Genomic DNA, 13,046 nt, shown 5'->3' on the forward strand with positions numbered 1-13,046 from the left:
TACGTAAAACCGGAGCGCGCTTCATGCAGGAGCCTTCATGCGAATATTGAAAGAACCCCTGTTCCATTTCTTCCTGATTGGAGCAGCTATTTTCATTTGGTTCCAAATAGTTGCGCCGGAAAACGAGACTGTCGAAGATTTCGTGACAATAACAATCGACGAAAACGATATCGCGCTTTTGTCTGATCAGTTTGAAGCACGGTGGAAACGGCGCCCAAGCGGTGCCGAGCTGCAAGCTTTGACTGATGCAACAATTCGCGAAGAGGTACTGGTCAGAGAAGCCAGAAAGCTTGGCCTTGATCGCGGAGACTCTGTGATCCGGTCTCGTCTCAGTCAAAAAATGGATTTCCTGACCGAAGCGATCGCCACGTCTGTTGTTCCGGAAGACGAAGATTTAGAGGCCTTTTTGCAAAACAACTCGGAGCGCTATGCGACGCCCAGCAAGCTGGCCTTCATTCAGGTCTTTATTGGTGAGGAGCCAAACAAAGCTGAAGTCGAGGGGGTATTGGCCGCCCTGCGCGCGGGAGATGAGGTTTCCGACCTGGGCGCCTCGACACTGCTGCCCGCATCTATGCCCTTGACTGCGACCAGAGTGATAGACTCGGTCTTTGGATCTGGCTTTTCCAAGGGTCTTACAACATTGGATAAAGGTCAGTGGGCTGGCCCGATCCAGTCGGGTTACGGGGTCCATCTGGTTCAGGTGCAAGACATCGAACCTAGTCAAATACCCCCATTGTCAGAAATTCACGATGCCGTGCTGCGGGATTGGCGTCGCGTGATGAGCGAAGATCTGGCGCAAGCGCAATATGAGATTCTTGCTGCCAACTATGAGATCATAGTGCCCGCTTTCTCAGGTCAAACCAAATGAAAGCTGTATTTGGCCTACTGATTGCGTTGCTGATTGCGTGGGTCGCAGGAAATGCCTCGGCGCATGCGCTTGATCCGGGGTACTTGGAAATTCGCCAAATCACATCGGACACCTGGAGCGTTCATTGGCGAAAACCCGATGTGAATGGTCAAGCCATGGCGATCGATGTCATGGCACCGGATGGTTGCACCCCGGCGCGCGGCCCTACCCCAATTTCCGATGGCAGAGCATGGGTTTCTTCCTGGGTTATCGAGTGCCGCGGGGATATTGCGGGCCAACCAATCCAGATAGAAGGTCTGGAGGTTCAAAAGAACGACGTATTGGTCCGTGTGCAGCCCCTGCAGGCTGAGCCCACGACGCTTCGGTTCACACCAGAGACGGCCGTTCAGAACATACCTCCTGAACAGACCACTTGGTCTGTTTTCACCGCGTATTTCCAGTTGGGTTTTGAACACATACTGGAAGGTTGGGATCATCTGCTGTTTGTCTTCGCGTTGTTTATTTTGGTCCGTGATCCGTGGAAACTGGTGGGAGCAGTCACAGCATTCACACTGGCGCATTCAATAACACTGGCATTGGCAACGCTAGGTTTTCTGAATGTCCCCGGTCCGCCGGTTGAGGCCATCATAGCGCTTTCTATTGTTTTTCTGGCGATGGAAATTGTTAAGGGTGGCGACGGGCGTTTCCGACTTTCAAAGCAGAAGCCCTGGATCGTTTGTTTCGGGTTTGGGCTTTTGCATGGCCTTGGTTTTGCAGGCGCTTTGGCCGATATCGGACTACCCTCAAACGATATTCCTGCGGCCTTGCTTGCCTTCAACCTGGGCGTCGAGGCCGGCCAGTTGAGTTTTGTCGGGGCCTTGGCACTTCTTGTCGCGATCTGGCGGTTGATGGCACGTCCAGTTAGCCAAAGGGCGACTGTGATTACAGCCTATGGCATCGGTTCGGTATCGATGTACTGGCTCATAGAACGCATAAGTGGTTTCTGAAGCGCTTTCAGCATCAGCAACTCCAGCTGGAATCGAAACTGCGCACATGATCCGGAAAGGTCAACTCACGCCAGGAGTCTGTCCATTCAAACAATGCGCCGAACTAGCCGGTTAACACCGATGCGATCGCTCAATCAGCTCACCATGCTCAAAAGTTTGCAACAGAGCCCGACATAGTTCAGCTTGGAGCCGATTTCTGCGGCACCGCTCTGGGTGCCGCAGTGCTCTTTAGATCTAGAACGACCAGCGAAGTCCGGCGCGCAGGAATGGCCCCTGAGCGTCGCTGCCGATTTCCTGTTCCGCCGTTAGTTCAAGCCGCATGTCCTGAATGAGATCTTGCTCGTATCCGACCACGACACTGGCGCCGGTAAAGTCGGTTGACGCAAAGGCCAGAGACTCGGTCTGAGAGAAGACGGTTACGTCGCCCTCGGAACTGCCTAGGTCGCGCCGCAACACGCCGCCAAGCTGACCGCTGAGAACACCGCCGTTTTCAAGGTCCTTTGATGCCTCAACCCCCAAACGGGCCTCGACAACTTCGGTGGTGATATCGCCGACGGTGGCATTCGCAGATGACCCCGTCTCGGTATAGCCGTCATCCTTTTGGTTGGTGTAACGGGCGCTGGCAAAACCAAGCAAACCGAAATCCTCACTGACGTCGAATGCTCGCTCGACCCCGATATTCGCCGTCAACAGCCTGCTGTTATAATCGGCCTTAGCATCAGAGCTGCCCGAGATCGACCGGCTACGATCAGTCGTGAGCCAACCAATGCCGAATCCGGCATCCAGCGTGTAGGCACCAAACTGACGACCCACTGCGGCATCAAGATAGAAGCCATTTGTGTCAAAGTCGGTGGTGCTGTTGTCACCATCCGAAGTGAACACGCCCATGGCAACAGCCAGAGACACTCCGTTGTCCATCTGCCCCGTATACCCGGCGCTTCCGCTGAACATCGTCACGTCCGTGTCATCGTTCGAGCCGCTCTCGAACTCTCGATACTGGGCGTCGATCATTGCGAAGGGCCGGAAACCAGCGAAAGTTGCGCCCTGCGCGACCTGCGGTCCCTGACCATAGCTAAGCGCATTGCCACTGCCGCCGACAATGCTGCCGAAGAAGGCCGCGACATCGCCCGATGGTGCAATGTCATTGCCGTCGACCACAGAATAGATCGGGGCCGCGCCGCCCTTGTCCTGCACGAACCAAGCGGATTGCCCGTCAGACACGGTGGTCTTGAAGGTACCCGTACCCGGCGCGGCATCTTCGAACGCAAACACGCCACTGCCGCCTTTGGCTTCTAGGTTCACGTCATGGTCCTGAACGCGGATCAGACCCTCAACGTCGTCCATTGTATCGACATTCAGCGTCCCCGTGCCGGTTCCAAGGTAGACAGCGTAGACCTCATCATTCCCCGAAACCCTGATGGTCCCCAGATCATGAATCGTTCCGTCGAAATTGTCGAATTGAATACCGGCTGCACGGGTGCCGGAACTGCCGGTCGCGTGCACGGTAATCGGGCCCGTGTTCGAGAACGTTCCCTGCATGTCGCCGGCGTACACGCCGAATGCCTCGGATGCGTTTGGCGGTGGCCCACCATTCTGTTGCGCACCATTGGCGGTGACGGTGATGCTTCCGGTGTTCTTGATGTCACCGGTTACGATTTCATCAACATAAATCCCATAGGCCTCGGCAGAGGTGTCATGCGAAATCGCAGTCGCTGTAATCTCGCCCGTGTTTGCCAGAGAGCCGCTTAGGTTATCGGTCAGGTAAATCCCCGAGGCTTCTGCAGAATCTTCGGCAGCTTCTGCGAAAAGCGTCATAGTGCCCGAGTTACGAATTGCACCGGAAACGTCATCCCCGGCATAAATGCCCGTCGCGGTCGCCTCGTCCGCGGTGTTGAGAGACAAAGCAGTGGCCGTAATCGTGCCCGAGTTTACCACGATCCCGTCAACAAGGTCCTCAAGGTAAAGCCCGCCCGCATATGCTACGTCATCGGTATCCGCGCTGGCAAAGGCCTCAATTGTACCGCTGTTATGTACGGACGCGCCGGACAATACGTCATCATCGACGTAAATGCCGAAAGCAGAAGCGTCGGATTCAACACCGATTGCGGTTACCTCGATGGTACCGCTGTTATCGATCTGACCGGACAGGTCACGATCGACCAAAATTCCATAGGCAATCGCCTCATAGGTCGACGGGGCAGAGGCCAGAACCTCCAATGTGCCGGTATTGCGGATCACACCGTCCGCATTGCCATTGACTTCGATCCCATAGGCAGACGCGGTACTGTCACTGGTCGATATGGCAACCGATTTGATTGTTCCCGAGTTCACGATCTGACCGGTTTCTTCCAGGTCACTTTGCACGTAAATGCCCCAGGCATAGGCATAATCATCGGCGAATGATCTGGCGCGGACATCAATCGTGCCGCTGTTTCTGATCACACCCGCGACGTCGCGGTCGACCGCAATACCGTAGATTGATGCGGTGCTTCCGTCGGTGATCAGCCCATCAACCTTGATCGTCCCGGTGTTGACGATCTTACCTGTTTCAGAAACGTCACCGTCAACGTAGATACCCCAGGCCTCGATATCGCCATCCGTGGACAACACGTCGACATCAATCGTTCCGGTGTTTTGGATTACCCCGTCGGCGTCACCGTTCACCAGCAAGCCATAGATATCCTGAGGATCAGACCCGGTGACATCTACAGAAATGGTGCCATTGTTCACCAAAGCACCGGATTGCTGCAAATTTCCGTCCAGCAAAAGTGCCGTCGCAGTATCGGTATCCGTTGCCGTGACCGAGATTGTCCCGTTATTCGTGAACGTGCTTGAGTAATCGGTCGTGATCGTCAAAGCTGCAGCGGTGGAAGAAGTTATCTCGATCGCGCCGCTTGCCGTTACTTTGTGATCCGCATCGGTCGAGAAAACCTGAGGTGTCGTCACCACATTCGAGATCGTATCCGCATGTACGTCCCCGGCCATCAGGGCAACCATTGATACTTGCGCCAGCAACGCCGCTGGAGCCGCGCTGACAATTTGGCCTTTCCACTTGAAAATACGCCCCCCACGGAGCTTGGGGGCGTTCGCCCTCGACTCATTATTAGTCATTTACTATCCCGTTAGATTATCTTGTTTTTTCTCGAAACTCGTCGCGTTTTTGCAATCGGCTCCGCTTACGAACCGTTAATAAATCGTTAACATGTATGCAATCTACCAATTTTCCATTGCATAGGATGACCTATTGCTGTTGGAAATTCGTAGGAAAACTGCAACACAATGTGGCGACTTGACGGCGCTTGAGATCAGGCTGTTGTCATGCGCCAGCCCGGAGCTACTTGAATGCCTAAAAACCAGACATTATCCATCGGTGAGGCTTACAACCAAGGAGTTCAGGCCTACGATACAGGGCATTTGAATAAAGCTGTCAATGTTCTGAACCAAGTGCTCAAAGCTGCGCCCGAATACGCGCCAGCGCATCAACTGCTTGGCGTAATTGCGTTTCAAACCGGTCAAAGCGGGCCAGCTGAAAATGCTATGCGCGAAGCGATCCGATTGCAGCCGGACAATGCTGGGTTCCTTTCGAACTTCACCGAGGTGTTACGCACGAACGGAAAACCTGAAGAAGCAATCAGGGTTGGCAAACGTGCAGTCCAGCTTGCCCCGGGGGTTGCAAATGCGCATTCAAACCTTGGGCTTGCCTATTACGATATAGGTGATTTATCCGAAGCCGAGGCATCTCAGAAGAGAGCGCTGGCCCTTAATCCAGATCTGATTGCTGCGCTGAATAATCTTGGATCAATCGCGCGCGACAACGAGGACAGTGAAGGGGCAATCTCGTTCTATCGTAGGGTGCTAGATTTGCGCCCGGACTATCTCGAGAGTGTCAACAATCTCATTTCTGTAATGATAGAAGCTGAGGAGCTAGAAGAAGCTAGAGATTTTGCAGATGACTGTCTTGGCAAGGGGTATATTTCCGCAGAGTTGCACCGCAATCGGGGACGGTTACACGTTTTGCAGAGCGAATGGGACGAAGCCGAATGCTGTTTTCGAAATGCGATTTCGCTAGATGAAAAAAAGCCCGAAGCTTATGTCGGGCTTGCGCAGGTCCTGATCGAGAAAAACCTGCATGAACTTGCCCTTGTCGAGGCAGAAAAAGCGCAGCACTTAGACCCCGGCCACGCGCCTGCATATCACTATATAGCCGTTTGCAAATCGCACCTTGGCGACCTCGAGGCCGGTTTTGCCAACTATGAGAAGACCCTTGAGCTAAAACCGGATTTCTCGGCCACAATGATCGCCTTGGGCCATCTGGAGATGGAGCAGGGCAATTTTGACGCTGCCCGCAGCTGGTTCAACAAGGCCGCAGAAAGGGACAAAGCGCGTTTGAATGCGCAGATCGCGTTGGTTAAGTTGGATAAAGTTACCGAAGACAACCTTGATTTTCAGGGTCTTGTGGCTGCGTTGCCTGAAGCCGACAAGATGCTTCCTGAACAATCGGTATCGTATCACTACGCATTGGGAAAATGTTATGAGGACCTCAAGCGCTACGACAGTGCTTTTGAACATTTTGCAAAAGGGGCTGCAGTAAAGCGCAGCATTATCGATTTTGATGCCGACCAAATCGAGGAAACGGCAGACGACCTGATCGCGGCCTTTACACCGGAACTGGTCGAAAAACTTCACCAGAGCTCGGTGGACAGCAGCCAACCAATTTTTGTTGTTGGCATGCCGCGGTCTGGAACGACGTTGACGGAGTCGATCCTCGCCAGCCATCCAGACGTATTCGGAGCCGGAGAGCTTAACTATTTGCACAAACTTTTCACCGATCAACTGCGCGGTGGAAACAAGAAAACTGGAAGTCTGATTGCGGCTCTCTCGGATCAGGAGCTTTCAAAACGCGCCCAACGATATGTCCAGCGGCTCGATGCGCACGCTCCTGGTAAACCTTATATCGTTGATAAGATGCCTGCGAACTTTCTGATGGTTGGCCTGATTCATGCGATCATGCCCAATGCGCGGATCGTGCATGTCGCGCGCAATCCGCTAGATACGTGTCTGTCCTGCTTCACCCGAGTGTTTCAGCGCAGTCAGCTCCACAGCTACGACCAGATCGAATTGGGTCGATACTTTAATGCCTATGTGCGCGTTATGCAGCATTGGAAGGAAGTTCTCCCCGCCGGCAGCTTTCACACCATTCACTATGAGAGCCTTATCGATGATATCGAGTTCGAAGCGCGACGCTTGATAGCATATTGTGGCCTCGAGTGGGATAATAGTTGTCTCGAGTTTTACAAAGGGGCACGACGTGTCCGCACTGCAAGTGTTCAGCAAGTGCGCCAGCCATTATACAGCTCGTCAAAGGAGAAATGGCGAAACTACGAATCTCACTTAGCACCGCTTATCGAGACAATCGGAGAAGCAAGGATTCCGTTTCGATAATCTTTGGATGGATATTGGTTCTAAAAAGTGTCGGATCTACTAAGGCGTGCTGTTATTGAGGCAAATTCCTCTGAGCCGCACATCAAATTGAGTGCAATCAATCGAACTTTGTTCATCCAGCCACAAGCGACGGAGAGCCAGCAAACCTAGCTTCTAACACCAAATTTCTGGGTGCATCTTTTCACTTGGTTAGAAAAAAGCAGTCATTCGAGTCAAAATCATCAAGGTCAGCAAAGTCCCGCAGACTGTGAGTTACCGTTCTACAGGATTTTGCACGCGCGACGAACGGCAGCTAAGCGGGCTGGACTGCAGCATCGAGACAAGCCGATAGATGTCGGCTAAGGGCCGACTTTAAAGACTGAAACTTGGTTTGTGCCAAGGTTGCTGCGCTGTCTCCTAGGTCCACTCTGAGCCCAGAGTTACCGATGCTGCGCTTTGCACCAAAGTCAGCTTTCGGAATTCGCTAGAACAGAGTTCACGTACTTATCTATGTCGCCCGCCAGGTCGTCATCTGAGAATCCGGCACGTGCCCGGAACACCATGCCCTGCCGTAGGTCGAACATCATTTTGGCACGATCAACGCTCGGAAAACGCTGCGGCAACTTACCGTTAATCACTTCCTGATCAAAGCGGGCCGTGATGCGCTTATCTGTCGATATGATCGCGTCTCGTAGCAATTCGGCGGTGCCGTCCACGTGCCCAGCACTTGTCGCGACGCAAGAAACAAGAAAGCACCCCTTTGCCCCACTGTCATGGTGCGTTGAGTAGTCAATCACAGCCTCAAAGAAGGCGCGAACAGCCTGCCGAATATCGGGCACGGTCTCCAATGCGACCAAGGGCGCACAGGCATCATTCGTCGCATAGCTGTTGATTGCTTCCAAGTAAAGGCCGTGCTTGTCACCGAACTCTGCATAAAGGCTGGGACTGTTGATCCCCATTTCATCTGTCAACAGCTTCATCGATGCGCCTTCATAACCTTGTTTCCAGAACACGCCGATGGCCTTGGTGAGGGCTTCGTCCCGGTCGAAGGTTTTGGGCCGCCCAACTTTTTTTGTGACAATCATTACAAAATTCCTTGACGTTTCGCTTTTGGTATTTTTATAACGATCATCACAAAACGCAAGGACAAGAAAAATGTCATCACGAAAAACACCTGCTGGATCACAGTTTCCCGCAATCACAGTGCCCAAATTAGGCGGGGGTGACCTTATTCTCGGTGCTCCGCATGGAGGGCATGATTGGCAAATGGTCGTCGTTTATCGAGGTAAGCATTGCCCGATGTGCACAAGCTATTTGAAGGAGTTGGAAGTCCTGCTGACAGAATTTCACGCTCTTGGCGTAGATGTTGTCGCGGTCTCCGCCGACCCTGAATCCAAGGCGACTGACCAGATCGCACTGATGCAGTCAAGCTATCCGGTTGGGTATGATCTGAGCCTCAACCAAATGCACGAACTTGGGCTTTATGTGTCTGATCCTCGGTCGGCAGCGGAAACGGATCAACCCTTCGCAGAACCCGGCATCTTTATCGTGAACGCAGATGGTCAGGTGCAGGTCACGGATATCTCCAACGCGCCATTCGCTCGGCCAGACTTGAAAACCTTGCTTGGCGGTCTGCGCTTTATCCGCAACCCTGAGAATAACTACCCAATCCGGGGGACGCGCGCCGCATAAGGCAAGCTCCCTCTAACTCCCTAAAATCAATACACTAAACCGAAAGGACAAGCTTATGCGCTTGACATCCGCTCTCTTCACTATTGCCCTCGTTGCCTCTCTGGCAGTGCCCGCATTCGCCGAAACCGCTGCACAAAGCGCAGCACGGGAAAGCCTGATCGCCTTCAATGATCGTTTCAATGAATTGGCGGCAACCCATGACGCAGCCGGGCTCATTGCCCTCTATGACGAAGATGCGTTCTGGATCGCGCCAGCGACACCTCCAGCGCAAGGCCGCGACGGTGTTCCGCGTCAGACCATCACTTTCATGAGCGAGAACGAAGGCGAGCTGTCACACACGATCGAAGACCTGTTCATCTCTGACGACGGCACGCAGGCGGTCATGAAAGGCATAACCCGCGCCGCCGTCGAAAGTCAGGGCTTCCAGCTTGAAGGATCATACATCTACGTCCTGGAGCGCGAAAGCGAAGACGATAACTGGCAGATCGTGCTGGATATGTTCAGCAACTACGCGACCGATTGATCGCTCGCGCCAAACCACCTTTTCCCAAAAGGACCATTTCAATGGCTATGACCGAAAACCACTCCAACGCCTCCGCTGTCAAAGAGACACTGGACGGGCTGATCCACGGCGTCTCAGGGCATTCGTTCGAAGTGCTCGACAACCTCTATCACCGCGACATGCAGACCTATCTTCTGCTGAACGATGGCACCCTGATGCGCAACGACAAACCCGGATTCATGGAGTTCATCAAACACAACATGGGCGCACTGAAAGACGACAACCCTTGGGTGAAGTATCACCTGGTCGAAGCTGACGACACGCATGGCCACATCGTCGTCAGCCGAAAGAACGATGCAACCGGTCGCTATCAGCTCATCTCACTCAGCATCGACTTCGTGCTTGAGGATGGCCGCTGGCAGATCACCCGCGAGATCATCATGACCCGCAGTGAGGCAGCGGACGCCTAAGCTCAGGTTCACTTGATCGGACCCAATCTAGTGAAGCGGCCATTCGAGGAATACCTCGACATGACCGCTTCGTCCGCAAACAGTGAGCATAATGGCCTTCTGGCTTTGCACTCGCGGCGAAGGGCAGTAATGCGGGCTGCGACCGCAGCATGTAAGTTGGCTGAGGGATGTCGGCTCTGGGCCGTCAACGTCGGCACGGGCGTCTTCCTCCGAAGCGGTGATCTGCACTGCCGCATGATCGCAAAGAGCCCATTCTGACAAACGCTGCGCTTCCGACGCATATCGGCTCCTTGGCAAAATACAAAACCTCGCGTTCGGTCAATTTGTTGACGCTCTGCCTCTCTTGCGCGTTCTTCGAATCCATACTTCTGCAAGTAGGAGGTTGGGGACCCAACTCATCGCTACAGCGATGAAATATGCCGTGCCTGTTCCCTGACTGTCGCCTGCCAGGACCGGCACCCAGAAGCTGAATGTCACGAAGAAAAACGCCAGGAAATAACTTCGCAACATCCATTCACGGTGGAGAGAAATATTGCGTTTCCGGATCATCTTGTATGCGAAAATCGTGGACAGAAGCCAAAAGAATCCCAGCAGGAAAAACGACAATCTCGCGGCCCAGCTCACATCGAAGAATGCAGCATTGAGTACCGCCGCGATGCTCGCCAGACATGCGCTGTAGACGTAGATGCGGCCACCCCAGCGATGCGCGCGAATGAAACGGGTTCGTATCGCAGGGTTGAACTGCATTATCCCGGCGATCAATGCGATTCCGCCAGCCAGAGCATGGATTTGAAATGGCAACGGCAGCGCGCGCATCTTGTCAGTTTCAGCAAGGCCAATACTTGCTGCGATAGCGAAAACCCCATACGCCACGCCGGTAGCCGCAAGGATGCACCATGCGCCCCACATTTTCCAACGCCATCGCATGAAATGATCTTTAATCATGGCCATCTCCGTGCGCGCCTATCATCGACTTGCCCGCACCGGCAGTGAGCATTGACGCAGCATCCAGTTCCAGAATTTCGCAGGACCCTGGCCCCCGCACGTGGTCGTCACCGGACACCAGACCAGCGGCAATCGACCCTGCGTAACCAAGCGACACAATTGCAACCGCCGCCCATACGCACCTTGACCGAAACTGCAGGCCGATCAATACGGCGAGAGTGAGCCCCAAGCCGATCTCGATCACCATGAAAACCCGACCGTAGTATCGAGGTTCCCAATAGGAAACTGGTGAGCGGAAGATCCAGTTCGTGAAAGGCATCCATTGCGCGCGCGCATCGTCATGGTGCAGCAGAAAATCAACCCCCACATGAAGCAGTGCGGAGCTGGCGAACACGATCACGATCAGCGCGATCCTACGTGGCCAAACGGCAGGCAGGATCAGACCGGTGAGGCCCAGGGCGATAAGGGCGAGATACAAGGGGATCGAGTTCAGCAGCATCTGAAGCGTTGTCCACGGCTGCTCCCAGTACCGATAATGAAACACTTCGCACCCGCTGGCCCCTTGCTGCCGCTCGACTATGAACATCGCCCAGACATCGGTATCAGGCACTAACGCGCCCATCAGACCAGCCAGAGCAACTGTAGTACGTCCCGGCCTCGCGAAGATTGCGGCTCCGATCAGTAGATGGGTTTGCGTGAACATGAGCAGCATCACCATATTGACAATTAAGTTGTCATAATTCATAGTGACACCTAAGTTGTCAAATAGAATCCCGGAGCCCCCGCGTGACGCAGCAAAACAAAGAACTCACCGCACTGATCAGAGAAATAAGGACAGCGTTCAACCGGCTCAAATCCGTTGCCGAAGCTCTGCACGCCGATCTGGATATCAATCCGTCGATGCGGGCGGTCCTGCAGGCATTGATCTTCAAGGCGCCACAAACGGTGCCCGATATCGCCAAAGCCAAAGGTGTCTCGCGTCAGCATGTGCAGAAAAACATGAATACCCTGTTGGAGAAGGGTCTTGCCCACGCGCAGGACAATCCCGATCACAAGAGATCAGTACTTTATTTGCCCACCCCAACCGGCATTGATCTTTTTGCCGAGATGCAGGACCGGGAAGACGCACCGATGGCCGCGTTGGCCGAGGCCACGGCAGCGCATGATGTCGCAGCTTCGGCGCAGCTGTTGGCCAGTCTCAACGACGCGCTTGAAATCATGATGGAGAAGGGGAGCTAACATGATTCAGCACTCGAAACGCCACAGCAAGACCCTCGGCATCGTCATTGTCGCACTATTTATATGGGGTGTCGCCGCCCTGTGGTCGTGGAATACCTTTGCGGTGGACCTTCTGGGGTTTCCCGAGATGGCGTATCGCCATGCGCTTGCCCTCGGCGTTCTCGTTCTTTCGACTGGCGGGTTGCTGGCGATGCCCCTGTGGATGTCTCGCGCGGGTAACGCGTAGTGTCGATGAAACCGAAGATCGTCGCACAGTTTCGGCATCCATCGGGCCTGTTGGGTGCGTTGGCGGGACGGATCATGGCAGCGCGGCAATCGAACCGTTTCCGAAATGACAGAACAGTCGATTTGATGGCTCTGTCGCCCGATAGCCGCGTGCTTGAGATCGGCTGCGGCCCCGGTCTGGCCCTCGCAAAATGTGCCTCTGTTGTAACGTCAGGGCGGGTAGTAGGTCTTGACCATTCCGAGGTGATGATCCGGCAGGCTCGCAATCGGCTAAGAGAACAGTGTGCCGCAGACAGAGTCACGTTGATCGAGGGCGGGATCGACCGCCTTGCTAACTGGCCGGGCGCATTTGACCGCATCTTCTCGCTGAACGTCATACAATTTCAGAGCGACAAACACGGGTTTTTTGGTGCAGTATATGAAGCATTGGCTACTGGCGGGCTTTGCCTGACCACCTATCAACCACGGCTGGACGCGGATGGCCCGGGTGCTGCGCGACGCATGATCGCCAGCATCGAGGAAGCGCTCCACGCTGTTGGTTTCGAGAACGTGACCGAAATCGAGATCTTTGGCGGGGCCACTCCGGCGATTTGTGTCATCGGCCAGAAGAACGATCCTTACCGAAACTAACCAAAGGAGATCTAACACTGCACAAATTTATGGAATTGGAGGATCTTTCTTCAGATCTGATGATCCGG

General features: G+C 54.1%; 13 protein-coding genes and 1 pseudogene. 10 read left to right on the forward strand and 4 right to left on the reverse strand.

What is annotated here, in order from left to right:
- The first annotated feature begins 37 nt into the window (after positions 1 to 37).
- The 3 genes and pseudogenes from AC2FH0_RS07655 to AC2FH0_RS07665 form a co-directional block, all read left to right on the forward strand.
- Positions 38 to 868: a peptidyl-prolyl cis-trans isomerase gene (locus AC2FH0_RS07655; RefSeq protein WP_496788994.1), complete on the forward strand. Its 831-nt coding sequence runs from the start codon at positions 38 to 40 to the stop codon at positions 866 to 868.
- Positions 865 to 1,854, forward strand: coding sequence for a HupE/UreJ family protein (locus AC2FH0_RS07660; protein ID WP_496788995.1), 990 nt, complete (start codon positions 865 to 867; stop codon positions 1,852 to 1,854). Before AC2FH0_RS07655 ends, AC2FH0_RS07660 begins: the two co-directional genes overlap by 4 nt.
- Before the next feature lie 7 nt (positions 1,855 to 1,861).
- Positions 1,862 to 1,969 (forward strand): annotated as a pseudogene (locus tag AC2FH0_RS07665) (IS6 family transposase); the annotation flags it as partial.
- A 119-nt stretch (positions 1,970 to 2,088) separates the two neighbouring features.
- Here the strand turns inward: AC2FH0_RS07665 and AC2FH0_RS07670 are convergent.
- Positions 2,089 to 4,965, reverse strand: a complete 2,877-nt coding sequence (locus tag AC2FH0_RS07670; protein WP_496788996.1) for an autotransporter family protein — start codon at positions 4,963 to 4,965, stop codon at positions 2,089 to 2,091.
- A gap of 231 nt (positions 4,966 to 5,196) precedes the next feature.
- Here AC2FH0_RS07670 and AC2FH0_RS07675 point away from each other — a divergent pair, with 231 nt between their 5' ends.
- The gene (locus AC2FH0_RS07675) at positions 5,197 to 7,296 is read left to right on the forward strand and encodes a tetratricopeptide repeat-containing sulfotransferase family protein (protein ID WP_496788998.1); all 2,100 of its coding nucleotides are present in this window, start codon (positions 5,197 to 5,199) and stop codon (positions 7,294 to 7,296) included.
- A 446-nt stretch (positions 7,297 to 7,742) separates the two neighbouring features.
- On the opposite strand, the gene AC2FH0_RS07680 is transcribed toward AC2FH0_RS07675, so the two are convergent.
- Positions 7,743 to 8,477 carry a TetR/AcrR family transcriptional regulator gene (locus AC2FH0_RS07680; RefSeq protein ID WP_496691632.1) on the reverse strand — a complete coding sequence of 245 codons (735 nt, stop codon included), beginning with the start codon at positions 8,475 to 8,477 and terminating at the stop codon, positions 7,743 to 7,745.
- On the opposite strand from AC2FH0_RS07680, the gene AC2FH0_RS07685 reads away from it, so the two are divergent.
- Genes AC2FH0_RS07685 through AC2FH0_RS07695 form a run of 3 tightly spaced genes read left to right on the forward strand, consistent with a single transcriptional unit; the run spans position 8,431 to position 9,939 of the window.
- The gene (locus AC2FH0_RS07685; RefSeq protein WP_496691467.1) at positions 8,431 to 8,967 is read left to right on the forward strand and encodes a redoxin domain-containing protein; all 537 of its coding nucleotides are present in this window, start codon (positions 8,431 to 8,433) and stop codon (positions 8,965 to 8,967) included. The genes AC2FH0_RS07680 and AC2FH0_RS07685 overlap by 47 nt on opposite strands.
- Before the next feature lie 55 nt (positions 8,968 to 9,022).
- Positions 9,023 to 9,490 (forward strand): YybH family protein, encoded by a 468-nt coding sequence (locus AC2FH0_RS07690; RefSeq protein ID WP_496691468.1) that lies wholly within the window; start codon positions 9,023 to 9,025, stop codon positions 9,488 to 9,490.
- A 41-nt stretch (positions 9,491 to 9,531) separates the two neighbouring features.
- Positions 9,532 to 9,939, forward strand: a complete 408-nt coding sequence (locus AC2FH0_RS07695; protein WP_496709125.1) for a hypothetical protein — start codon at positions 9,532 to 9,534, stop codon at positions 9,937 to 9,939.
- A 318-nt stretch (positions 9,940 to 10,257) separates the two neighbouring features.
- On the opposite strand, the gene AC2FH0_RS07700 is transcribed toward AC2FH0_RS07695, so the two are convergent.
- Entirely contained in the window at positions 10,258 to 10,884 is a 627-nt protein-coding gene (locus AC2FH0_RS07700; protein WP_496704945.1) for a DUF2306 domain-containing protein, read from the reverse strand.
- Complete coding sequence (locus tag AC2FH0_RS07705) at positions 10,877 to 11,629, reverse strand: hypothetical protein (RefSeq protein ID WP_496789000.1); 753 nt, start codon at positions 11,627 to 11,629, stop codon at positions 10,877 to 10,879. The genes AC2FH0_RS07700 and AC2FH0_RS07705 overlap by 8 nt, the downstream gene beginning before the upstream one ends.
- Positions 11,630 to 11,670: 41 nt before the next feature.
- Here AC2FH0_RS07705 and AC2FH0_RS07710 point away from each other — a divergent pair, with 41 nt between their 5' ends.
- From AC2FH0_RS07710 to AC2FH0_RS07720, 3 genes are read left to right on the forward strand one after another with little or no spacing between them, the layout of a single operon-like run.
- Complete coding sequence (locus AC2FH0_RS07710; RefSeq protein ID WP_496691472.1) at positions 11,671 to 12,123, forward strand: MarR family winged helix-turn-helix transcriptional regulator; 453 nt, start codon at positions 11,671 to 11,673, stop codon at positions 12,121 to 12,123.
- Between the two features lies 1 nt (position 12,124).
- Positions 12,125 to 12,349: a hypothetical protein gene (locus tag AC2FH0_RS07715; protein ID WP_496702585.1), complete on the forward strand. Its 225-nt coding sequence runs from the start codon at positions 12,125 to 12,127 to the stop codon at positions 12,347 to 12,349.
- Positions 12,350 to 12,354: 5 nt separating this feature from the next.
- Positions 12,355 to 12,978, forward strand: coding sequence for an SAM-dependent methyltransferase (locus AC2FH0_RS07720; protein WP_496691474.1), 624 nt, complete (start codon positions 12,355 to 12,357; stop codon positions 12,976 to 12,978).
- The last annotated feature ends 68 nt before the right edge of the window (positions 12,979 to 13,046 follow it).

Source organism: Ruegeria sp. CDSC051 (assembly GCF_059610665.1).

What these genes read in the sequence shown, in the direction of transcription:
- AC2FH0_RS07690 (WP_496691468.1), top strand. Translation starts at nt 9,023, where the DNA reads ATGCGCTTGACATCCGCTCTCTTCACTATTGCCCTCGTTGCCTCTCTG.
- AC2FH0_RS07655 (WP_496788994.1), top strand. Translation starts at nt 38, where the DNA reads ATGCGAATATTGAAAGAACCCCTGTTCCATTTCTTCCTGATTGGAGCA.
- AC2FH0_RS07715 (WP_496702585.1), top strand. Translation starts at nt 12,125, where the DNA reads ATGATTCAGCACTCGAAACGCCACAGCAAGACCCTCGGCATCGTCATT.
- AC2FH0_RS07670 (WP_496788996.1), bottom strand. Translation starts at nt 4,965, where the DNA reads ATGACTAATAATGAGTCGAGGGCGAACGCCCCCAAGCTCCGTGGGGGG.
- AC2FH0_RS07685 (WP_496691467.1), top strand. Translation starts at nt 8,431, where the DNA reads ATGTCATCACGAAAAACACCTGCTGGATCACAGTTTCCCGCAATCACA.
- AC2FH0_RS07695 (WP_496709125.1), top strand. Translation starts at nt 9,532, where the DNA reads ATGGCTATGACCGAAAACCACTCCAACGCCTCCGCTGTCAAAGAGACA.
- AC2FH0_RS07660 (WP_496788995.1), top strand. Translation starts at nt 865, where the DNA reads ATGAAAGCTGTATTTGGCCTACTGATTGCGTTGCTGATTGCGTGGGTC.
- AC2FH0_RS07675 (WP_496788998.1), top strand. Translation starts at nt 5,197, where the DNA reads ATGCCTAAAAACCAGACATTATCCATCGGTGAGGCTTACAACCAAGGA.
- AC2FH0_RS07700 (WP_496704945.1), bottom strand. Translation starts at nt 10,884, where the DNA reads ATGATTAAAGATCATTTCATGCGATGGCGTTGGAAAATGTGGGGCGCA.
- AC2FH0_RS07720 (WP_496691474.1), top strand. Translation starts at nt 12,355, where the DNA reads ATGAAACCGAAGATCGTCGCACAGTTTCGGCATCCATCGGGCCTGTTG.
- AC2FH0_RS07705 (WP_496789000.1), bottom strand. Translation starts at nt 11,629, where the DNA reads ATGAATTATGACAACTTAATTGTCAATATGGTGATGCTGCTCATGTTC.